At 66.9% G+C, this 21584-nt stretch carries 20 protein-coding genes; 10 read left to right on the top strand and 10 right to left on the bottom strand.

What is annotated here, in order from left to right; all coding sequences use genetic code 11:
- Positions 1-43: 43 nt before the first annotated feature.
- From AC07WC_RS12915 to AC07WC_RS12905, 3 genes are read right to left on the bottom strand one after another with little or no spacing between them, the layout of a single operon-like run.
- Entirely contained in the window at positions 44-2467 is a 2424-nt protein-coding gene (locus tag AC07WC_RS12915; protein ID WP_495210346.1) for a hybrid sensor histidine kinase/response regulator, read from the bottom strand.
- Complete coding sequence (locus tag AC07WC_RS12910; protein ID WP_495210345.1) at positions 2460-2933, bottom strand: response regulator; 474 nt, start codon at positions 2931-2933, stop codon at positions 2460-2462. Before AC07WC_RS12910 ends, AC07WC_RS12915 begins: the two co-directional genes overlap by 8 nt.
- A complete protein-coding gene (locus tag AC07WC_RS12905; protein WP_495210344.1) occupies positions 2930-5167 on the bottom strand; it encodes an ATP-binding protein in 2238 nt (745 codons plus the stop codon). The genes AC07WC_RS12910 and AC07WC_RS12905 overlap by 4 nt, the downstream gene beginning before the upstream one ends.
- 328 nt (positions 5168-5495) lie before the next feature.
- Between AC07WC_RS12905 and AC07WC_RS12900 the strand changes: the two genes are divergently transcribed.
- Together AC07WC_RS12900 and AC07WC_RS12895 are read left to right on the top strand one after the other, a co-directional pair.
- Positions 5496-6104 carry a hypothetical protein gene (locus AC07WC_RS12900; protein ID WP_495210343.1) on the top strand — a complete coding sequence of 203 codons (609 nt, stop codon included), beginning with the start codon at positions 5496-5498 and terminating at the stop codon, positions 6102-6104.
- A 116-nt stretch (positions 6105-6220) separates the two neighbouring features.
- Positions 6221-7258 carry a hypothetical protein gene (locus AC07WC_RS12895; protein WP_495210342.1) on the top strand — a complete coding sequence of 346 codons (1038 nt, stop codon included), beginning with the start codon at positions 6221-6223 and terminating at the stop codon, positions 7256-7258.
- 3 nt (positions 7259-7261) lie between these two features.
- On the opposite strand, the gene AC07WC_RS12890 is transcribed toward AC07WC_RS12895, so the two are convergent.
- Positions 7262-7501 (bottom strand): hypothetical protein, encoded by a 240-nt coding sequence (locus AC07WC_RS12890; protein WP_495210341.1) that lies wholly within the window; start codon positions 7499-7501, stop codon positions 7262-7264.
- Between the two features lie 108 nt (positions 7502-7609).
- Here AC07WC_RS12890 and AC07WC_RS12885 point away from each other — a divergent pair, with 108 nt between their 5' ends.
- Genes AC07WC_RS12885 through AC07WC_RS12855 form a run of 7 tightly spaced genes read left to right on the top strand, consistent with a single transcriptional unit; the run spans position 7610 to position 13877 of the window.
- On the top strand, positions 7610-8470 hold the full coding sequence (locus tag AC07WC_RS12885) for an STAS domain-containing protein (RefSeq protein ID WP_495210340.1): 861 nt from the start codon (positions 7610-7612) through the stop codon (positions 8468-8470).
- 1 nt (position 8471) lies between these two features.
- Positions 8472-8843, top strand: coding sequence for an STAS domain-containing protein (locus AC07WC_RS12880; RefSeq protein WP_495210339.1), 372 nt, complete (start codon positions 8472-8474; stop codon positions 8841-8843).
- Positions 8840-9241 carry an anti-sigma regulatory factor gene (locus AC07WC_RS12875; RefSeq protein WP_495210338.1) on the top strand — a complete coding sequence of 134 codons (402 nt, stop codon included), beginning with the start codon at positions 8840-8842 and terminating at the stop codon, positions 9239-9241. Before AC07WC_RS12880 ends, AC07WC_RS12875 begins: the two co-directional genes overlap by 4 nt.
- The gene (locus AC07WC_RS12870) at positions 9232-10248 is read left to right on the top strand and encodes an ATP-binding protein (RefSeq protein WP_495210337.1); all 1017 of its coding nucleotides are present in this window, start codon (positions 9232-9234) and stop codon (positions 10246-10248) included. Before AC07WC_RS12875 ends, AC07WC_RS12870 begins: the two co-directional genes overlap by 10 nt.
- Entirely contained in the window at positions 10245-11105 is an 861-nt protein-coding gene (locus tag AC07WC_RS12865; RefSeq protein ID WP_495210336.1) for a sensor histidine kinase, read from the top strand. The genes AC07WC_RS12870 and AC07WC_RS12865 overlap by 4 nt, the downstream gene beginning before the upstream one ends.
- The gene (locus tag AC07WC_RS12860) at positions 11092-13032 is read left to right on the top strand and encodes a PAS domain-containing hybrid sensor histidine kinase/response regulator (protein WP_495210335.1); all 1941 of its coding nucleotides are present in this window, start codon (positions 11092-11094) and stop codon (positions 13030-13032) included. Before AC07WC_RS12865 ends, AC07WC_RS12860 begins: the two co-directional genes overlap by 14 nt.
- A 56-nt stretch (positions 13033-13088) precedes the next feature.
- The gene (locus tag AC07WC_RS12855; RefSeq protein WP_495210334.1) at positions 13089-13877 is read left to right on the top strand and encodes a CHAD domain-containing protein; all 789 of its coding nucleotides are present in this window, start codon (positions 13089-13091) and stop codon (positions 13875-13877) included.
- A gap of 16 nt (positions 13878-13893) precedes the next feature.
- On the opposite strand, the gene AC07WC_RS12850 is transcribed toward AC07WC_RS12855, so the two are convergent.
- From AC07WC_RS12850 to AC07WC_RS12840, 3 genes are all read right to left on the bottom strand, one after another.
- Positions 13894-16641 carry a UvrD-helicase domain-containing protein gene (locus AC07WC_RS12850; RefSeq protein WP_495210333.1) on the bottom strand — a complete coding sequence of 916 codons (2748 nt, stop codon included), beginning with the start codon at positions 16639-16641 and terminating at the stop codon, positions 13894-13896.
- 145 nt (positions 16642-16786) lie between these two features.
- Positions 16787-18001, bottom strand: a complete 1215-nt coding sequence (locus tag AC07WC_RS12845; RefSeq protein ID WP_495210332.1) for an MFS transporter — start codon at positions 17999-18001, stop codon at positions 16787-16789.
- Between the two features lie 162 nt (positions 18002-18163).
- Entirely contained in the window at positions 18164-18364 is a 201-nt protein-coding gene (locus AC07WC_RS12840; protein ID WP_495210331.1) for a hypothetical protein, read from the bottom strand.
- A 280-nt stretch (positions 18365-18644) separates the two neighbouring features.
- Here AC07WC_RS12840 and AC07WC_RS12835 point away from each other — a divergent pair, with 280 nt between their 5' ends.
- Complete coding sequence (locus AC07WC_RS12835) at positions 18645-19640, top strand: GAF domain-containing protein (protein ID WP_495210330.1); 996 nt, start codon at positions 18645-18647, stop codon at positions 19638-19640.
- Positions 19641-19689: 49 nt separating this feature from the next.
- On the opposite strand, the gene AC07WC_RS12830 is transcribed toward AC07WC_RS12835, so the two are convergent.
- The 3 genes from AC07WC_RS12830 to AC07WC_RS12820 all read right to left on the bottom strand — a co-directional run bounded on the left by AC07WC_RS12830 (position 19690) and on the right by AC07WC_RS12820 (position 21529).
- Positions 19690-19929 (bottom strand): DUF1653 domain-containing protein, encoded by a 240-nt coding sequence (locus AC07WC_RS12830; RefSeq protein WP_495210329.1) that lies wholly within the window; start codon positions 19927-19929, stop codon positions 19690-19692.
- A gap of 81 nt (positions 19930-20010) precedes the next feature.
- Positions 20011-20379: a response regulator gene (locus tag AC07WC_RS12825; RefSeq protein ID WP_495210328.1), complete on the bottom strand. Its 369-nt coding sequence runs from the start codon at positions 20377-20379 to the stop codon at positions 20011-20013.
- Entirely contained in the window at positions 20372-21529 is a 1158-nt protein-coding gene (locus AC07WC_RS12820) for a two-component system sensor histidine kinase NtrB (protein WP_495210327.1), read from the bottom strand. Before AC07WC_RS12820 ends, AC07WC_RS12825 begins: the two co-directional genes overlap by 8 nt.
- Between the last annotated feature and the right edge of the window lie 55 nt (positions 21530-21584).

Raw genomic sequence — 21584 nt, 5'->3', positions numbered from 1 at the left:
ACGAGCATGGGAGGCGCCCGTCACGGCAACCTCCTTTCCGCCTTCAGCCCGTCGTGTTGCCGCCCGGGGCAGGGCGTTCGTCCTGCAGCGAGGCACGGATGGAGCGGGCCAGATCGCTGCGCGTGAACGGCTTGGCCAGCAGTGCGATGTTCCGGCCGACCGCACCGCTCGCGTCGATGTCGCGCGGATAGCCGGAAGTGAACAGCACCCGCAGCCCGGGGTGCTGGCCGACCGCCTGCTTGGCCAGTGCCCAACCGGACATGCCCGGCATCACGATGTCCGAGAACAGCAGGTCCACGGTCACGTCGGGCCGTTCGAGCAGGCGCAGGGCAGACGGCCCGTCATGCGCTTCGAGCACGCGGTAGCCCAGCTGCCGCAGGGTGTCCACGGTATAGGCGCGGACATCGTCGTTGTCCTCGGCGACCAGCACCGTGGTCTCCTCCTGGACCTCGAAGGCATTGGCGTCCTGCGCCTCGGCCAGGCGGGTACTGGGCAGGGCGGACGCCGAGCGCGGGAACAGCAGCGTGATCGTGGTGCCGGTGCCTTCGATGGAATCCAGCAGCACATGGCCGCCGGACTGCTTGGCGAAGCCGTAGACCATCGACAGCCCCAGCCCGGTGCCGCGGCCGACCTCCTTGGTGGTGAAGAACGGTTCGAACACCCGGCCCATCACCTCGGCCGACATGCCCTGGCCGCTGTCGCGCACCCGGATCATGGCGTACTGGCCGGGCGGCACATCCGGGTGCTGCGCCGCGTAGTCCTTGTCCAGATGGATGTTGTCGATCTCGATCGTCAGGCGCCCGCCATCGGGCATGGCATCGCGGGCATTGACGGCGAGATTGAGGATGGAGGCCTCCAGCTGGCTTTGATCGATTTCCACGCACCAGATGTCCGGGCTGTGCAGCATGTCGATCTGCACCAGTTCGCCCAGCGACCGCTTGAGCATGTCCTGCATGCCCCGCATCTCTTCGTTCAGGTCCACCGGCATGTTCTTCAATGGCTGCCGGCGCGAGAACGCCAGCAGGCGCTGAGTGACATTGGCCGCGCGCATGACGCCCTTCATCGCATTGTCCAGCGAGCGCGACGAATTGCCCGCGGCATCGCCCAGGCGGTCGGTCAGCATCTTGGCGTACTCGATGTTGCCGGCGATCACGGTCAGGATGTTGTTGAAGTCGTGCGCGATGCCACCGGTCAGCTGGCCGACGGCCTCGATCTTCTGGCTGTGCCGCAGCGCTTCTTCGGCCTGTCGGCGCGCGGTGGTTTCCACCGCCTCGGAGACCACCGCGGTGACCCGCGCCTGATGGTCGAACAGGGGGCGGAAGGAAAAATCGAAGGTCCGCTTGCCGGTCGGCAGGCGCAGCTCCAGCTCGTGGCGGGAAGCGGTGCCGGCCGCTGCCTCCAGGATGGCGGTGCAGACCACGCCGGGTACGCCGGGGGTATCGGCAAACCACGCCGATTCACAGTAGAGGTTGCCGCGCACGTCCTCTTTGTCGGCAAGGATGGCCGCCAGCGACGCCGAATTGGTGTCGATGATGTGGCCATCCAGGGTCAGCAGGTTCTGGTGCTGGAAACTGGATTCGAACAGCGCCTGCAGCCGGCTTTCGCTACGGTGCAGCGCCGAGGTCCGCTCATCGACCTGGCGTTCCAGGGATTCGTTGCTGGCTTTCAGCAGCGACTGCGCGTGTTTGAGCTCGCTGATGTCGCGTGCCATGGCGTAATAGCCCAGTACCGCGCCATCCGGCGCCAGCTCGGGTACGCAGTCCACCTGTGCGTGGCGGGGCGTACCGTCGCTGCGCAGCGAGAGCAGGTCGAAGCTCACCTTTTCGCCGAGCAGGACCCGCTCCAGGTGCTGCTGGATGCTGTTGAAGGTCTCCTCGCCGACGACCTCGCGGGTATGTCGGCCGATCAGGCTCTCCGGCGTACGGCCGTGCCACTCGACATAGGCGTTGTTGGCGAAGCGATAACGATGGTCGTGACCGAAGTAGGCGATCAGCGCCGGCAGCGAATCGGTGATCAGCCGCAGCCGCTGGTGGCTGTCCTGCAGCTCGGCCTCGACGCGCTGCAGCCGGCGGCGCTCCTGCGCTTCACCGATGGCCCTGAGCACGGCATCGGGCAGGCGCTGCAGCCGTGACTTGACCACATAATCGCGTGCACCGCGCTTGAGCGCCTGCACCGCGAGTTCTTCGGTGAGCGTGCCGGAGACGAAGATGAAGGGAATCCCGGGGGCGATCTCGCTGGCCAGGGCGAGCGCGGCGTCGCCATCGAAGCCCGGCAGCACGTGGTCGGCCAGGATCACATCGAACGCGTTGGCGGTCAGGGCATCGAGCATGCCCTGGTGCGACCAGGTGCGCTCGGCGGTGAACGGCACTCCGGCGCGTTCCAGCTGCGCGGTGATCAGTTCTGCATCAAGTGCGCTGTCTTCGACCATCAGGATCCTGATGGCCTTTGCTGTGGCAGCCTCAGCCATCGTGTCTACTCTTCCCGCCGAACAGGGTGCCGTGCGGTGGCGGCTGGTTGGTGATGCCCCAGAACATGCCCAGGCCCTGGATCGCTTCAAGGAACTCCTTGAAGTCCACCGGCTTGACCACGAAGGCGTTGACGCCCAGTTCGTAGCTGCGGATCAGGTCCTGCTCTTCGCGCGAGGAGGTCAGCATCACCACCGGGGTACTGCTGAGCGCACGGTCGGTACGGATTTCCCTGAGCACTTCCAGGCCATTGAGCTTGGGCAGCTTCAGGTCCAGCAGCACGACCACCGGACCACCGTGCATGGCCCCTTCATAACGTCCCTGGCAGCGGAGATACTCCAGCGCTTCCACGCCGTCGCGCACATGGGTGACGTCATTGAGCAGCTGGCAGCGCGCCAGCGCGGCCATGGTCAATTCGGCATCTTTCGGGTTGTCTTCTACGAGCAGGATCGGTCGCAGATCTCTCATAGGTGGTCTCCAGTAACAAAGGGAATGGTGAAGAAGAAGGTCGCGCCGGCGCCGACCCGGCCGTCTGCCCAGGTCCGGCCGCCATGGCGGGTGATGATGCGGTGCACGTTGGCCAGGCCGATGCCGGTGCCTTCGTACTCATCGACGTGGTGAAGCCGCTGGAACACGCCGAACAGCTTGTCCACGTAGCGCATGTCGAATCCGCAGCCGTTGTCTTTCACGAAGAAGACGTCCTCCGTGTCATTGCGTTCATGCCCGACTTCGATGCATGGCGCGGGCGTGTCGCGGGTGAACTTGATCGCGTTGGCCAGCAGGTTCTGCCAGACCAGCCGCAGCATGCCGGGGTCGGCCTGCACCTTGGGCAGGCCTGCGATCTGCCAGTCGATCGCGCGCCCGGTGTACTCCATGTCGAGCTTGTGGCGTACGTCTTCCACCAGGGCGGTCATGTCCATGGCGATCTGGCCCATCGTCGAGCGGCCCATCTGCGAGAAGCTGAGCAGGTCATCCACCAGCGTCCCCGCCGATTTTGCCGATTCCACGATGGTGTCGAGAAATCTCTTTTCTGAATCGTTCAATCTTTCGCCAGCGGAAGACCACAGCAGCTCCGAGTACCCGACGATGTGCCGGAACGGGGCGCGCAGGTCGTGGCTCACCGAATACGAGAACGCTTCGAGTTCCTTGTTGCTGCGCAACAGCTGTTCGTTCAACGCGGCCATCTCTTCGGCCTTGCGCAGCACGATGTCCACGATGGCCGTGCGCAGTTCCAGCGAGGCATCGCGGTCCACGTCGTTCCACGGCAGCGACTGTTGGCGCACGGTCTGCTTCCAGCCCTCGAAGGAGGTGCGTGGCGACAGTGGCTGGCCGGTGTCTTCCTTGCGTGGATCGCCGCCCCAGCGCACGGTGCGGACCACTTCGGGCCGGAACCAGATCACGAAGCTGTCGTGAATCTGCGAAATGGATATGGCCAGCACGCCGCTGGCCACGCCGGCAAAGGCCCCGGCCTCCTTCCAGTCCAGCGGCAGCGTGTCGGTGCAGAAGATGTCGCCGTCGATCTGCTGCGCGGTCAGCCATTGCACCAGTTGCATCACCTCGCGCTGGCTGGGGCATTCGCCATGCAGGATGCATTCCCCGCGATGCACGATCGCCGCACCGGTCGACTGGGTCAGGGCCAGCAGGCTGCGCTGGTCGCGGCCGAGTGCGGCCATGAAGTCGGCATCACCGGCCATCCGCCCGAGCAGCCGGACCTGGATCGCGCGGCGTGCGATGCGCTCTTCGACCAGCACCGCGCGCTGCTTCACTGCGATCTGCAGCGAGAGGATCTGGCCGATGAACTCGCAGGCGGTGCGCACGTGGTAGGGCACCCGGCACGCGCGCTGGTTGTGGCAGGAGATCAGGCCCCACAGTTCACCTTCGGACAGCACCGAAACCGACATCGAGGCGCCGGTGCCCATGTTGCGCATGTACTGCAGGTGGACCGGGGAGACACTGCGCAGCATCGCCGGGCCGAGATCGACGGGCGGCGCATCGGCGCAGGCCGGCGCCCGCACCAGCGGCACCGGCGTGTAATGGCTGTCGGCGATCAGCCGGACGCGGTTCTGCCGGTACAGGTCGCGCGCCTGCGCCGGGATATCCGATTCCGGGAAGCGCAGGTCGAGGTAGGAGGGCAGTACGTCGTTGCGGTCTTCGGCCACCACCGCGCCGTTCCAGTCCTTGTCGAACTGGTAGATCATCGTGCGATCGAAGCCGGTCAGCTCGCGGATGTGCGCGGCGGCGATCTCGCACAGCGCCTGCGTGGTGGGCGCGCGTTCGATCGCGGCCATGAAGCGGCGGATCGAGGGATACAGGTCTTCCAGCGAGCCCGGTTCGCCCGGCACCGGTGCCTCCAGTTCGATGATGACGTCATCACCGATCCGGTGGGCCACGGTGTGGTGGTTGCCTGCGGTGCCGATCGGGTGCGCGCCGAGGAAATGCGAGGCGCCCTCCTGCAACGCCGCCAGGACCGGCCTGCACTGGGCCAGCGTGCCGGCCAGGACCTGGTCCAGCGACTGGCCCAGCGGGTCGCCGAAGCGTTCCAGCAGCGACGGCTCGGCGACGGCGCGGGCCGTGACCGTCAATGTCATGTGATCGAGGACCAGGATCAATCCGTACGGCTGGATCGCACCGGGGGTGCGGATCGGCTCACGCGCGCAGCTGGACAGATCCAAGGCGCTTGCGCCGGAATTCCTCGAGGACATTCATTGACTCCTGATCTTTACCGGTACCGGCCATCGCCCGAAGGGTACGGCGCCGCCTGATGACCAGGAGCACACACCGTCCCTGCGACGCGGTGTGCCACAGTTCCCTTATTTTTGCATAGGCGCACGCCTTGATCTGTGAGGATGCGACGGCGTTCCTTGCGCTTTGCGTGGACCGGTCCCAGTGGCGCTGCAGAGGGGCGGGACCGTTGCCGCTGCCGCCCACATCGAAGACCATGGTGGCCTCACGCGCCCGCTGGCCGGGTGCACCACCGCATGCGGGCGGAGCCGCGACAGCACCGCGTGCCGATAGAGGAGGGAACCCATCATGAAGCCACGGGAAGGTATCCAGGTGTCGGTCTACACGCGCTGGCATCAGCTGGCGGTGCCGCTGGCCTTCGTGCTGGCGGCAGCCAGTTTCATGTTCATCGTGCTCAATCGCGGCCCGGTGGGCGTTGCGATCGTGGTTGCGCTGCTCTGCCTGGTGCTGCCGCCGATGCTGGCCTTCCAGGGGTTCCCCACCCGCAACGAAGTCATGGTGATGCCCGATGGCTTGATGTTCTCGAGACGCGACGCGGTGCCCTTCGATGAGTTGTCCAGCTGGGAGACCGATGATTATCTCAAACTGGTGCGGCCCGGGCGCTCGACACTGATGGTGAGTGCGGCGGACCTGCAGAGCCGCGATCGCCTGCTGCGCGAATTCGAGCACGCGCTGGCGACCTGGCAGCGGCAGCAGCCCGCAGTGAGCGAGCCGATCCGCCGCACCTACTTCTACGGCTCCGCGCGTGCCGCGGCCGTCGGTGCGGTGATCATCGGGCTGGGAGCACTGTGCATCGTCATGGCACTGCGGCTGCGCGAGCCGTCCATCGAGCTGGCGGTGGTCGGCGCACTCGGTGGACTGGCGGGGGTGATCCTGCTGCTCGGGCGGCGGGTCTGAGCCGAAGCACGCGTCCACACCGTCTTGTTTTCAGCGTCTCGCGTATTTCACGACCTGAAGCGCAGCCTGCCGATGCGAGCTGCATCCGCAGCGCATGAAAAGGAGTGCCATACGCTATGAATACCCGAGGCGATTACGCCCACCCCGAGCCCGTCGCTGCGGCGACCGTGGCCGTGGTCACCCCACCGCCGGTGGTGGATCTTCCGCGCGAGAGCGCCGTGTCATGGGGCGCCATCCTGGCCGGTGCCATCGCCGCCGCCGCGCTCTCGCTGATCCTGGTGATCCTCGGCGTGGGCCTGGGCCTGTCGTCGGTCTCGCCGTGGTCATTCGAAGGCGTGACGGCCGAGACCTTCGGTTGGTCGAGCATCGCCTGGCTGACCTTTACCGCCATTGCAGCGTCCGGACTGGGGGGTTATCTCGCCGGCCGGCTGCGCACGAAGTGGAGCAATCTGCATGGTGATGAAGCCTACTTCCGCGATACTGCGCATGGTTTCGTGTCGTGGGCGGTTGCCACGCTGCTGACCGCCGCGCTGTTGACTTCTGCGATCGGCGGCATCCTCGGCGCTGGCGCGAAGGTGGCCGGTGCCACCGCGGGCGCCGCAGCCTCGACCGCAGGCGGTATCGCCGCGGCCGGTGCAGGGTCGGCTGCGATGGGCAGCGATCAGGGTGATGTGCAGTATTGGGTGGATTCGCTGTTCCGTGCCAACCCGAGCGCCACGCAGCCCGCGCCGCCGACAAGCCCGGTCGATGCAGCAGCACCGCCTGCGCCGCCCGCCAACGGCGCACCGCCGCCGCGCCCGGTGGCGGGCGCAGAGCGTCGTCCGGACAGTCGTGAGGTGCGTAGCGAAGTGAACCGCATCATCGTCAACAGCCTCAGGTCCGACACCATGGACCCGGCCGATACGCAGTACCTGGGTCAGCTGGTGGCGGCACAGACCGGCATGAGCCAGGCCGAAGCGCAGGCCCGCGTGACCGATGTGCAGACCCGCCTGCGTGCGGCGCTGGACACGGCCAAGCAGCAGGCCAAGCAGGCGGCCGACGATGCCCGCAAGGCAACGGCGTACGCCGCGCTGTGGCTGTTCATCACGCTGCTGATCGGCGCCTTCATCGCCAGCCTGAGTGCCACCTGGGGCGGCCGCCGCCGCGACCTGTGATCCTCACCACCGCAAGGGAGACAACATCATGAAATACATTCTGCTGTGGATGCTCGGCATTCCGATTCCGCTGCTGCTGCTGTTCGCGCTGTTGCGCTGACCGTTCCCCATCAGGCCGCCTTCGGGCGGCCTGATGCGTTGTGTCGCGCCGTTGCATCGCGCATCGCGCGGTGCCATGACGCCGCTGGATGAATCAGTCAGGGACGTGCAGATCGTCTTCACATCATCAGCATCCCGACTCATGCCCAATCTTCCTGAATTCATTTAAGCTTTGATGATTGCGGCCCCCATTCATTTCAGTGATGGGACGCCCGTCCTCCGGCTGTTCCCCTTTCTTCCAGGACCCTTTCCATGGCGGCTTTGCAGCAGCGCACGATCGATCTCATCCGCAGCCACCAGGAGCCCCTGCTTGCCGCATGGGCCGGCAATCTGTCCGGTTCCAGCCAGGCCCACGACGGCCGGCTTTCCTCGCGTGAGCAGGACATCCAGGTGCGCGAATTCTGGCGCTTGTTCCTGGACGCGCTGTCGCCGTCGGACGTCAGCTCCGTCACACGCACCGAGTGGCAGGACATCCGGCGCTTCCTCGAGGAACTCTCCCGCGAGCGCGTCCTGAAGGGGTTCAACTCTTCGGAGACCGCCAGTTTCATTTTCTCGCTCAAGCGACCGCTGTTCGAATTGATCCAGCAGGGCTACGCGGATGATCCGGCCCGGTTGGGCGACCAGCTGTGGGCGATCTCCGAGCTGATCGACCAGTTGGGCCTGTACACGGTGAGCGTGTTCCAGAAAACCCGCGAAGACGTGATCCAGCGCCAGCAGGAAGAAATGCTGGAGTTGTCCACGCCGGTGGTGAAGCTGTGGGAGGGCGTGCTGGCGCTGCCGATGATCGGCACGCTGGATTCGCAGCGGACCCAGGTGGTGATGGAGTCGCTGCTGCAGCGCATCGTGGATACCGGTTCTGAAATCGCCATCATCGATATCACCGGTGTGCCGACCGTGGACACGCTGGTGGCCCAGCATCTGCTGAAGACCGTCACCGCGATCCGGCTGATGGGCGCCGACGCGATCATCAGTGGCGTACGGCCGCAGATCGCGCAGACCATCGTGCACCTGGGGCTGGACCTGCAGGGCATCGTGACCAAGGCCAACCTGGCCGACGCACTGGCGCTGGCGCTCAAGCGTACCGGCCAGACCGTGACCCGGACTGCCCGCTGAGATGGAGCGCATCCCGATCCTGCAGATGGGCGATCTGCTGCTGGTGACCATCCAGGTGGACATGCATGACCAGCTCGCGCTGACCCTGCAGGACGACCTGACCGAGAAGATCCGCAGTACCTCCGCGCGCGGTGTGCTGATCGACATTTCCGCCCTGGACATCGTTGATTCGTTCATCGGCCGCATGATCTCCACTATTTCGTCGCTGGCGCGGATCATGGATGCCACCACGGTGGTGGTCGGCATGCAGCCGGCGGTGGCGATCACGCTGGTGGAACTCGGCCTCACCCTCAGCGGCGTGCGCACCGCACTCAATGTGGAGCGCGGCATGCAGCTGCTGCAGCGCACCGACGAAGACGAAGCGTCCTCATGAGTGCCTCCAGTGGTTCGTTGCCGATCCGCATCGAGCAGGATGTCGTGCTGGCCCGCCAGGCTGCGCGCCAGGTGTGCGTCGCCTGCAAGCTGCGCCTGATCGATCAGACCAAGCTGGTCACCGCGGCCAGTGAGCTGGCACGCAATGCCGTGATCTACGGCGGCGGCGGCACGATGGACTGGAACGTGGTCGAGAACGGGATGCGCAGGGGGGTGCGGTTGGTCTTCGCCGACAATGGCCCCGGCATTCCGGATGTCGCCCAGGCGCTCACCGATGGCTGGTCGTCCGGCTCCGGCATGGGCCTGGGGTTGTCCGGTTCGCGTCGGCTGGTGGATGAATTCGAACTGGAGAGTGCGCCGGGACAGGGCACCCGCATCACGATCACCAAATGGAGCTGAACTTCGCCGGCCAGGTAACGCGGGTCGTGGTGGTCGAAGAAACCTCACAGGTCGGACAGGCACGGCGCGAAGCGCTGGCGCTGGCCGATCTTGTCGGCCTGGATGAAATGGATGCCGGTCGCGCGGCGTTGGTGGCGACCGAGATGGCGACCAATGTGCTCAAACATGGGCGCGGTGGCCGCATGTACCTGTCCGTGGTCTGTGGCCGCGGTGGCACTGGCGTGGAGCTCTGCACCGTGGACGCCGGCCCGGGATTCTCCCTGGCCGAGTGTCTTCCCGACGGGTATTCGACCGGCGGTACCCAGGGCCTCGGGCTTGGGGCGATCCAGCGCCAGGCCAGCGTGCTCGATGCCTGGTCCGATGCCAAGGGCGCGGTGGTGGTGGCGCGGATCTACGCCAGTCGCGCGCCGCGCGATATCGACGTGGCTTACGGCGCACTGCGCCTGCCCATGCGCCACGAGCTGGCCTGCGGCGATGCCTGGCACCTCCGCGCGGATGCACGGACCGTATCGGTCACGGTGATCGATGGGCTCGGACATGGACTTCCCGCCGCCGACGCTGCGCGCGCCGGCGTGGACGCGATGGCACGCGCTGCCGCGGCGGGGGCACCGGCGTTGATCGGGGTGTTGCATGCCGGCATGTCGGGTACCCGTGGCGGTGCAGCGGCGGTGGCCTGCGTGGAGGTGGCCACGGGCCAGGTGGAGTTCGCCGGTATCGGCAATATCGCCGCCAGCCTGTGCGAGCCCACCGGCTCGCGCGGGTTGGCCTCGCACCCGGGGATCGTCGGCGTGCAGTACCGCAAGGCACAACCATTTCATTTTCACGCGGCGGCAGGCACGCTGCTGGTCATGCACAGCGATGGACTACAGGCGCGTTGGAGCCTGCGTGACTACCCCGGCCTGTTCCACCGCCACCCGGCGTTGATCGTGGCGGTGCTGCAGCGTGATTTCGATCGTGGCCGGGATGACGCCGGCATTGTTGCCCTGCGTCTTGGAGATCTGCATTGAGCGTCACCCCCCACGATGAGGAACTGCAGCGGCTGCGCCTGGAGGCTGATGCGCTGCGTGCCGAGCTGGATGAAACCAACCAGGGTGTGCTTGCGCTGTATGCCGAGCTGGATCAGCAGGCCGAGCAGCTGCGCGAGGTCTCCGAACTGAAGAGCCGGTTCCTGTCGTACATGAGCCACGAGTTCCGCACACCGCTGGGCTCGATCCTGAGCATGACGCGGCTGCTGGAAGACGGCATGGACGGTCCGCTGACCCCGGAGCAGCGCCGCCAGGTGCGCTTCATCAGTGCGTCGACCAGCGAACTGCGCGAGATGGTGGACGACCTGCTGGACCTGGCCAAGATCGAGGCCGGGCGGATCACCATTTCGCCGGCCTGGTTCGACCTGATGGACCTGTTCTCGGCCCTGCGCGGCATGTTCCGTCCGCTGGTGGAAGGTAACCAGGTGGACCTGGTGTTCGAAGATCCGCCGGTCATGCCGTTGCTGTATACCGACGACAAGAAGCTGGCGCAGATCCTGCGCAACTTCATTTCCAACGCACTGAAATTCACCCCCAACGGTCAGGTGGTGGTCTCGACCCGGTTGGAAGGTGAGAACGCCGTCCGCTTCAACGTGCGCGATACCGGCATTGGCATTCCCGCCGAACTGCAGTCGACCCTGTTCGAGGATTTCGTGCAGGTGGATACGCCGCTGCAGAAGCGCCTGCGCGGGACCGGGCTGGGGTTGTCGCTGTGCAAGCGCTTCGCCGGGCTGCTCGGCGGGCATGTCGGGGTCGAGAGTGAACTCGGTACCGGCTCGAATTTCTATGTGGTGCTGCCGCTGACCCTGGCCACGGAGGCCACGCATGCCGATTCCTGATCGCATCCTGGTGGTGGATGACAACGTGGCGACCCGTTACGCGGTGCGCCGCGTTCTCGAGCACCACGGGTTCCATGTGGCAGAGGCGGGCACCGGCGGTGAGGGCCTTGAACGGTTGGCCGAGCACGACTTCGGCGCGTTGGTGCTCGACGTCAATCTGCCGGACATGAGTGGCTTCGATGTGGTCCGCCAACTGCGCGAGATCCCGCGGCTGCAGTTGTTGCCGGTGGTGCACGTCTCGGCCGCGTCGATCGCCACCGGTGACATGATCACCGGCCTCAACGCGGGTGCGGATGCCTATCTGATCCATCCGGTGGATCCGGATGTGCTGCTGGCCACGCTGCGCAGCCTGCTGCGTGCCCGTCGGGCCGAAGAGGCGCTGCGTGAGACCGAGGCGCGCTTCCGCGAAATCTTCCGCCATATCAATGCGCCCATCGCGGTGCTGGATGCCGACCTCAACGCGCACGATGCCAACGATGCGTTCACCCGTCTGCTCGGCCAGCAGATCGGCCCCGGCCAACTCGATCAGCTGCTGCAGGACCAAACCGCCCCACTGAGCGCCTTGAAAGTCGCCCTGGCCGAAGGCGAGCGCTGGCAGGGCACCTTCAGCCTTCGCGTCGGTGGTGCGATCCGAATGACCGAGTGGCGGGTGACCCCGTACCAGGCGTCCGGGCAGGGGCTGGTGCTGATCGAAGACACCACCGAGCACCATGCGCGCGCCAACGAGCAGCGCCAGGAGCTGGAAAGCGCCACGTCTGAACTCGCCTTCCAGATCGCCGAGCGCGAGCGCACCGAAATCGAGCTGATGCAGGCCCAGAAGATGGATGCGCTCGGCCAGCTCACCGGCGGCATTGCGCACGATTTCAACAACCTGCTCACCACGATCATCTCCGGGCTGGACATGATCGAGATCGCAGCGTCCAGCGGTAAATGGGACAAGGCGTCGCGCTACGTCGAGATCGCCACCGGCTCGGCACACCGTGCAGCGGCGCTGACGCAGCGCATGCTGGCGTTCGCCCGCAAACAACCGCTGGACCCGCAGACCTTCGACGTCGTCGCGCGGGTGCGTTCGCTGGAAGACATGCTGCAGCGTTCGATCGGGGAGAACATCGAGCTGGAGCTGGAACTGGGCCTGGAACCGCTGATCGCGGTCGCCGACCCGAACCAGTTCGAGAACGTGATCCTCAACCTGGTCATCAACGCCCGCGACGCGCTGGCCGGCCAGGGCCTGATCCGCATCCGCGCCGGGCGCGTGCAGATCGAGCGTGACCACGAGCTGGCCCCCGGCCGCTATGTCACCGTGACCGTGCTCGACAACGGCGTCGGCATCCCCGCCGAGCTGCTGACCAAGGTGTTCGAGCCGTTCTTCACCACCAAGCCGCAGGGCGAGGGCACCGGGCTGGGCTTGTCGATGACGTACGGGTTCGCGCGTCAGTCCGGTGGCAGCGCACGCATCGCCAGTGAGCGCGGCGAGGGCACGGAAATCGAGCTGCTGCTGCCGGAGGGCCAGCTCCAGCCGATCGCCCAGCCATCGAGCCCTTCGCAGCTGCCCCGTGGCAGCGCCGAACGCATCCTGCTGGTCGACGATACCGATTCGGTGCGGATGATGGTCCGGGAGATGCTGGTCGAAGCCGGCTACCAGGTGGTGGAAGCCATCAACGCGCAGCAGGCGTTGCTGGAACTGCATTCGGACCGCGAACTGGACCTGCTGCTGTCCGACGTCGGCCTGCCGGGCATGAACGGCCGCGAGCTGGCCGATGCGGCCCGGGCCCTGCGGCCGCATCTGCCGGTGCTGTTCGTCACCGGCTATACCGAGAGCGCGGCGGTCCGTAACGAATTCCTCGGGCAGGGCATGTCGCTGCTGCCCAAGCCGTTCAGCGTCAATGAGCTGCTGCGGGGCGTGCGGCAGATGTTCAACCCCGGCTGACGGCCGCCACGCCGCGGCATGGGTACAATCCCCCGACGCCTCCGGGGGAAACGACCATGTCGCCAGCCGCAATCGGCCCAGCCGCCCGCGCACTGGCGGAGCATGAGTGCAGGGACATCGCCGAGGCGCTGTTGCCCCGACCCGATGTCCACGATGCCGTGCATCGTGCGCGCAAGACCATCCGCCGCCTTCGCGCGCTGCTCGCCCTGCTGGACAACAGCCCCCTTGAGACAGACCCGGTCGACGCCGCACTGCGCCGCCTCGGGCAGGGGCTGTCGGCATTGCGCGATGCCCATGTGGTGGTGGAGACCTGCCAGCGCCTGGCCGCGCGGCAGCCCGCCCTGCCGTGGGCGGAGGTATGCCGTCGGCTGACGGTACGCCGCGACGCACGCCTCGCCGAGGCACTCGCGCGCGACCCGGCGTTTGCACGTCGCCAGACGGCACTGGTACGTATCGCGCGTGACCTCCAGGCGCAGCCCTGGGACTCGCTGAGAGCGCGCGACATCCGCAAGGGATTGGCCCGCAGTGAGCGGCGCACGGCCAAGGCGGAGAAGCGTGCCGCACGCAGCCGCGATACCGAGGATCTGCACCGCTGGCGCCGCCGGGTGCGTCGCCTGCGCATGCAGTTGGACGCACTGCCAACGCTGGACAGCGCGCTGGCCGCTTCGCTCAAGCGCCGCAGTCCTGGCCGACAGGCGCGGGCGCTGCACTCGCTGGGCGATCAGCTCGGCGAGCAGCAGGATCTGCGGATGGTGCGCAACCTGGTGCGGGTGATGCCAGGTGTGGGTGACCGCCGGGCACTGCTTGCGCAGATCGATGCCGGGATGGCCGCCGCGCTGGAGTGAGCAATGGGCGCGCCGCTCAGGCCCCCGCGAAGGTACGCATGCCCGGGTGTCCCCCCACCTTCGGCGGCTTGTACTCGCAGCGCGGATAGCCCGAGCACGACTGGAACGCGCCATACGGCCCGGTGCGCGGCACCATCACGCCCACCTTGCAGGCCGGGCAGGCTTGCTCGTGAATGGTCTCACCCGCCATGGAGGTGACGCGCACCGCACCGTCGTTGACCAGCTCGGTGAGGAAGGCCGAGCGTCGCCCCTGCACGGTGAACATCGCCACCGAGCGGCGCGCACGCGTCAGTGCGACGTAGAACAGGCGGCGTTCCTCGCCCAGCGGATACGCATCGCTGTCCGGCATCGCCAGCGCGAGCACGGGATCGTCGGCGCGGGTATTGGGGAAGCGCCGGTCCAGCATGCCGGGCAGGATCACGTAGTCCGCCTCGGTGCCTTTGGAGCGGTGTGCGGTGAGGAAGCTGACCTCCATGTGCTGCCCATGACGCGCCCGCCAGGTGGCCGGCAACATCGCGCGGTCGGCGTTGTAGCGGCCGAGCACGAACACCGTGACCTTGCCATCGCGGCCGGGCGGTACCTGGCCGGACAACAGCTGCTGGTGCAGCCGCTCCAGATACTGCTCGACCGCGCCGGCCAGCCGGTCGCGCGAGGCCACCTGGAAAGCCTGCAGCACCGCGCCGTGCGCCGGCGTGACCGAATGGACCTGCTTCGGAAGCTGCGCTGGATTGCGTGACACGAAGGCACTGGATACATCGCACAGCGCCTGCGGGCAGCGGAAGGTCTGTTCGAGCTTGAGCACCTGGCCTTGGCCGAACCAGTCCACGAAGCCGGTCATCACGGACACGTCCGCGCCGGCAAAGCGGTTGATCGACTGCCAGTCGTCACCGACCGCGAACAGATGTCTGCCCGGTGCCTGTACCAGCGCCCGGCACAACCGCGCACGGGCGCGCGAGGCATCCTGGAATTCGTCGGCCATCACCAGATCGAAGGGAGCGACGTAGCGCCCCTGTTCCAGGTGCTCGGCGGCCTGGTTGAGCATGTCTTCGAAATCGATCCCGCCCTCGGCGACCAGCGCGTCGTCCCAGCCGTCCAGGATGGGAACGATCAGCGCGAGGAAGAGGCGGTAGCGGTGCTTGAAGTGATCGTCGGGCAGGCGGCGCAGCCGCTCGACCATGTCCTCCACGTGCAGGCCGTTGCTCTTGGCGTGGCTGATGAAGGTGCGCACCAGGCCGATCAGGTCGGTGTCCGGCATCGGCGTGGCGCCGCCCTCGGGCAGTTCGCGGTCGGGATTCGGGTCGAGTTCGATACCGCGATGCGACAAGGCCTCGCCCAGCCGCATGAACAGTTCGCCGGTGCGCAACTGCAGCGGGGTGGTCTCGATGCGCTCGACGCCGCGGCGGGTGCCGGGTTCGCCACTGGGCTGCGCGGGCGCCCGGTCGTATCCCTCCGGGGCAAGGTGATCGTGATACAGCGCAACGCCGGGATAGTAGAAATCCGGGCGATACTGGCGGTACGCATCGGTCGCAGCATCGAATGCGTCGTGACTTGCGTAGGTGTACTCCACGCCGTTGTAGAACAGCCAGTCGGCGATCACGCACGCTTCGATGCTGCGCACGCGTTCGCCGCGCAGGGTGCGCACGTAGCCCTGGCCATCCTTGTCCCACTCCTCGGCGTCCAGCGATCCACCGATGACGGGCAGGTCGCGGCCGAACACCAGCCGGAACATGTCCCACTGGGTACGGAACTGCAACGAGCGGTCCTTGAGCTGGTCGATGATCTCGGCCAGTCGATGGAAGCCCTGCGTAGCATCCACCGCCCAGTCCGGTACCAGCGGCATCCGCCCGGTGGCCTGCGCGATGATGTGCCGGCCCAGCGCATGGAACGTGCGCGCTTCCACCCGCACCTCACCCAGACCGAGGCGCTGGAACGCGCGGTCCGCTCGCGCCTGCAACTCGGTGGCGGCGTCCTTGTTGAAGGCGAGCATGACGATGCGCTCGGGCGCGACCAGGCCGCGTTCGATGGCATACGCGGCCTTGGCAACCATCGTCGAGGTCTTGCCCGAGCCGGCTGCGGCCACCACCTGGACGCGGTTGTCGAAGCAGATCACCGCACGGGCCTGCTCATCGGTGAGTGGCCGGCTTTCGACGCGGTCCAGCAAGGCACGGCTGGCGACCCGTTCGCGCGCCTGGTGGGCCTCGTTGCGGCGCGCCCACATCGTTGGCCAGTCGGCCAGCCACAGCATCAGCGCTTCTTCGATCGCGGCCGGGTCGCCGTCGAGCTGACTGCGCAGTCCTGCGTCGTCGAACACCGCCCACAGCGCGTCTTCATCGAGTGGCAGGGCCGGTCGCGCCTGCAGCAGCGCCTGTTGCTGCTCGTGGGTCAGCCACAGGGATTCCTCGTCCGCCAGGTCGGTGACGGCCTGCACCTGTGTCAACCAGTGCTGGATGGCCGTGTGGGACTGCTGGAACAGGGTGACCTGGTCGCGCTGGCATTGTTCGCCGCGCCGCTCGCGCAGGGCCGACACCAGCAAGCGCGCGGAGGCGGTGGACAGGCCGCCGAGCGTCAGCGGAGCATCGTCGCCGCAGTGCAGGGTGAGTCGGGCCCATGGCAGGCGCAGGTGCACCTGCAGTGCGTCGAGCGGCGCGTGGTACCGATGGCCATCAACGGTCAGGACCAGCCGGTCGTCTTCCAGGCGCAGGCGCCAGTGCGGCGATCGCGTGAGGCGTTGACCCCAGTCGCTTGGGGCCCATTCGTACGTCATCGGTGTTTCCAGGTGCGGCCCTCGTTGCGGCCGTGGCCGGAACTGCATGGGTGGCGCGGTTTGATCGGATGCCCATGATAGGGGAAATAAAAAAAATCCCCGCCTGGGCGGGGATTCGGATCGAGCGAGGGTTCAAGCGGTGCGCTTACTGCTGCAGCACCGGCACGCTGCGCGAGCGGCGGTCCACCAGCATCGCCACGCACCACAGCAGCAGGCCGCCCAGCGCGGTGGCGGCGCCGACGTAGCCGGTCACCGCCGGGCTGAAGCCGGCGCCGATCGCCATGCCGCCGAACCACGGGCCCAGCGCGTTGGCCGTATTGAACGCGGCATGGTTGGAGGCGGCCGCCAGCGTCTGCGCCTCGCCGGCCACGTCCATCAGGCGGGTCTGCAGCACGGCGGCGAGGGCGCCCATGGTGCCGACGGCAATGATCATCGGGAACACGCTCCACACCGACTGCGCGGCCAGCGGGAAGGCCAGCAGCACCAGGATCGACCAGACCAGCACGACGGCGGCGGCACGGAACTGGAAGCGGTCCACCAGCCAGCCACCGGCCACGTTGCCGATGATCGCACCGATGCCGAAGATGCCCACGGCCAGCGGCATCCACGATTCGGCAAGGCCGGTGACCTGCACCAGGGTCGGCGCAAGATAGGTGAACACGCAGAACATACCGGCGAAGCCGACCGAACCGATCGCCAATGCCAGCCACACCTGGGTGCGGTTGAAGGCGCGCAGCTCGCGCATCGGCGAGGTGCGCACTTCGTCCGGATCCGGCAGCAGGAAGCGCGCGATCATCACCACCGTGGCGATCGCCAGCACGCTCACCAGCGCAAACGCGGTGCGCCAGCTGAACTGTTGGCCGAGCCAGGTGGTGAGTGGGTTGCCGACCAGGATCGCCACGGAGAGGCCGAGCAGCACCTTGGACACCGCCGCGCCACGCTGGGCTGGCGGGCTGATCGCGGCGGCGACCAGCATCGCGACACCGAAGTAGGCGCCATGTGGCAGGCCGGCGACGAAGCGCGCGAGCAGCATCGTGCCGTAATTGGGGGCCAGCGCACTGGCCAGGTTGCCGATGGCATAGAAGCCCATCAGCGCCAGCAACAGCTTGCGGCGCGCGAAGCCGGCGCCAGCGAAGGCCAGCACCGGGGCGCCGACCACCACGCCGATGGCGTATGCACTGATCAGGTGGCCCACCTGGGTTTCGCTGATCGACAGCCCGCGGCTGATTTCCAGCATCAGCCCCATGCTGGCGAACTCACTGGTGCCGATGGCAAAGCCGCCCAGCGACAAGGCCAGCAGGATCAGGGTGCGCTCGCGCGGCGAAAGCCGGGCGGCCAGGGGGACGGAAGAGGAGCTCATGCAGGCGGCGGCGTCGAACGGGGAAGCGCGGCATTGTACTGCTGCGACGCAGCATTAATCAGCGGGGCGCATGGAACGCTGGATCTGCCTGGTGCGTCGTGGAGCATGGAGGGGCGCCCGCGCGCGCCTGAAGCCCCCGCTGCGCCTGACGATCGTCGCCTTTCACGGATACGGTCCCACTCTGAATGGCTGGGGTTCGGGGCCCATCGGCGGAATGCGGTCCCCATGCACGCGGGTGAGAATCTCATTGGTCCTGCGCTGTTCGGCCAGGATCTGCCGGAGCAGGCCCTTGATGCCGAAGATGGCAAAGGGAACGAAGATCCACAGCAGCCCCAGCAGGGCCCAGACGATCCCGACCACCATTGAAGCACCTTGCCCTGTGGCACCCATACCGTCACGTCCTTGTGGTTGAGAAGTTGTGCATCCGCCGCCGGCGCATGGGATCCGCCATGCGGCGATCGCGAGCGACGTGTAGATGATAGCGGCCGCCATCCGAGTTCGGGAGCCGGGCACGTAGTGGCGATCGGCTCCTCCAGGCCAGAGTGAAAGCGCGCGATCTATCACGGCCAGTCTCGCGCATTCATGCGACAATTTCGCTTCAAAGCCACTCCTTCGATGGCTCCGCGATGCCCCAGAGGTTGTGATGTCTTCCAGTCCCGGCTTTCCGGCCCTCATCGGTTTTGATCTGCCCGGGCCGCAGGAGGGAGCGACGTCCCCGCGGGTGATTGTCACCGCGCTGCTGGATGACGCCCCGCGCAATGACTGGATGCGCATCCTGCACCGTCTGGCGTGGCCATCGCTGCGGCGGGATCACGGTGTCGAGCAGATCCGCCTGGTGGGGCAGGGTATCCATTTCGTGGGTGCGATCGCCGATGCGCGGGCGTTGTCGGCCGCGGTCCGCGGCCTGTTCAACGAGGTCAACGCGAAGGTGCTCGACCGTCGCCTTGCCGCCATGGAGCACCCGCTGGACGAAGGTGGTCCGGGCACCGCGCCCGAGCCGTTGCTGGCCAGCTCCACGGATCCGCGCCTGGACGATGTGGCGGCCCTGCTCTCGATGCCGGCAGTGCCGGGCATGCTGGAACTGGCCAGTGCGATGACCGGCATGCGCTTCGTCGCGGTGGCGCGCGTCACCGCCGATCGCTGGACTGCCTGCGCCGTCCATGACCGTCTTGATTTCGGTCTGCGCCCGGGCGACGACCTGGTGCTGGAAACCACCATCTGCGATGAGATCCGCGAGCATCGACATCTGGTGCAGTTCGACCAGGCCAGCATCCATCCGGCGTTCTCCAGCCATCCCACGCCGGCGTTGTATGGGTTCGAGAGCTACATCTCGGTACCGGTGTTCCGTCGCGATGGCGGCTTCCACGGCACACTGTGCGCACTGGATCCGAACCCTTCCAAGCTCGATGCCGCCACGGTGAAGGGTTTCGAGGTGCTGGCCGGCGTGATCGGCGCGCACCTGGACATCCAGGACGCGCCCTCCGAGGGCGGACAGGCAGCGATGAGCATGGCCGAGGCCCTCGCGGTGCTGTCGCGCCAGGTCGATGCACTTGATGCAGCGGCCCTGCCGGAGCAGTTCCGCGCCGTCACCGCGCAGTTGCGTGCCCTCGTGGGCATGCAACAGACCGGGGTGCGCTGACGGCTGGGCATGCCGGCGGGGCCGTCGTCCCAGTCGCCGGACTCGCGTCTCAGCCGCCGGATTCGACCCGCGCAAAGCGGGCCCGCCACTGCCCCTCCACCTCGACCTGTGCCACGAACATCTCGAACGGGCGCACCCACAGGCCGACATCCGAATCCAGCGGCTGGTACAGCACCATCGGCGCCAGCGTTTCGCTGTGGCGGACAACGCCGATCACCTCGTAATTGCCGCCCTTGAAGTGGCGGTAGTGACCGAGCGGCAGGGTGGGTAGTGGAGCGAGATCGGACATGGCGACGATGTAGAAGGGGGGCGGCTCATTATCGCCCCTGCGCGCGGCGACGACCGCCGTCGGCGGCGTGCCTCGGGACGATCAGAGCGGCGCGACCGGTGACTGCAGCAACGTCACCAGCTGGCGCAGGCGATACGGCTTGGGCAGGAACTCGACATGGTCCGGCAGCGGCGGCAACTGCGAGCGCGCATAGCCGGAGGCCAGGATCATGCGCGCATTGGGCAGCACATCGGCCACGTGCTCGCTGAGCTCCACGCCGCTCATGCCGTTGGGCATGCTGATATCGCTGAACACCACGTCGAAACCACCCGGGTCCTGGATCAGCCGCAGCGCGGCCGGGCCGTCGTCGGCCGTGTGGATCTCGATGCCGAAGTCCCGCAACGCCTGGCCGATCAGTTCACGCAGGTCCTGCTGGTCTTCGACCATCAATACGCGTAGGGGCTCAGACATGCTCGACTTCCTCAATGACAGGTAACAACAGACGGACGGTGGTGCCCCGTCCCGGGGCGGTTTGTACATCGACGAAGCCGTCGCACTGCGACACGAAGCCGAATACCTGGCTCAGGCCGAGGCCGCTGCCTTTGCCGACTTCCTTGGTGGTGAAGAACGGCTCGCTGGCGCGCTCGGCGATGTCCGGGGGCATGCCGTCGCCCTCATCGGTCACCGCGATCGCGACATAGTGGCGGCGCATGGGCTGGGATAGATCCGGAGCCAGTCGCTGTTCGACCTCGGCGGTGATCGTGACCGTGCCGCCCTGCGGCATCGCTTCGCCACTGTTGAGCACCAGATTCAACACGGCGCTGTGCAACTGTACGCCATCGGTGACGATCGGGGGCAGTTCCGAGGTCAATTTCAGCTGCACGTCGATGCCGGCCGGGCAGGCCCGGCGCAGCACGGGCAGAGCATCGAGCAGGAACTCCTGCACGATCACCGGCTCACGTACCAAGGTCTGATCGGCGGAAAAGGCCAGCAGCTGCCGGGTCAGCAGCGAACCGCGGTCGGCGGCGGCCTGGGCCAGGTCCACCAGCTCCTGGGTCCGCCCATCGGCGCCGGGGCGCAGGGCGATCAGGTCCAGGGCATTGCCGATGGTGGTCAGCAGATTGTTGAATTCATGGGCCAGGCCACGGGTCAGGCGCCCGACGTTGTCCAGTTGCCGCTGCTGCACATGTGCGCGCTGCGCATCCTGCAGCAGGCGCTGGGCCTGGTAGCGCTCGGTGACGTCCTGGGTGACCTTGACGAAACCGAGCAGGTGGCCGTCTTCGCGGACGGGCTCGATCACTTCGCCGGCACGGAAGCGCTCGCCATTGCAGCGCACCCGCCAGCCTTCGCCAACGAAGCGCCCGTGGTCGCGGGCATAGGCCAGGGCTTGCTGCGGCACGCCCAGTTGCTGGTCTTCAGGGGTGTAGAACAGGCCGACGTACTTGCCGATCACCGCCTCGGCGGTATAGCCCTTGACCCGTTCACAACCGCGGTTCCAGCTGCAGATGCTGCCCTGCGTATCGAGCAGATAGATCGCATGATCGCTCACGTTGTCGATCAACAGCTTCAGCTGCCGACTTTCGTCGGCAAGCGGTGCAACGCTGGATACGGCCTGGACCACGACGGTTATCGACTCCCCCGATAAGGGACCGAACCGTAGGGGCGATGGTGTGAAG

The sequence above is a fragment of the Stenotrophomonas sp. GW821-FHT01H02A genome (assembly GCF_059422145.1).
This window is presented reverse-complemented; position numbering and strand designations above follow the sequence as displayed.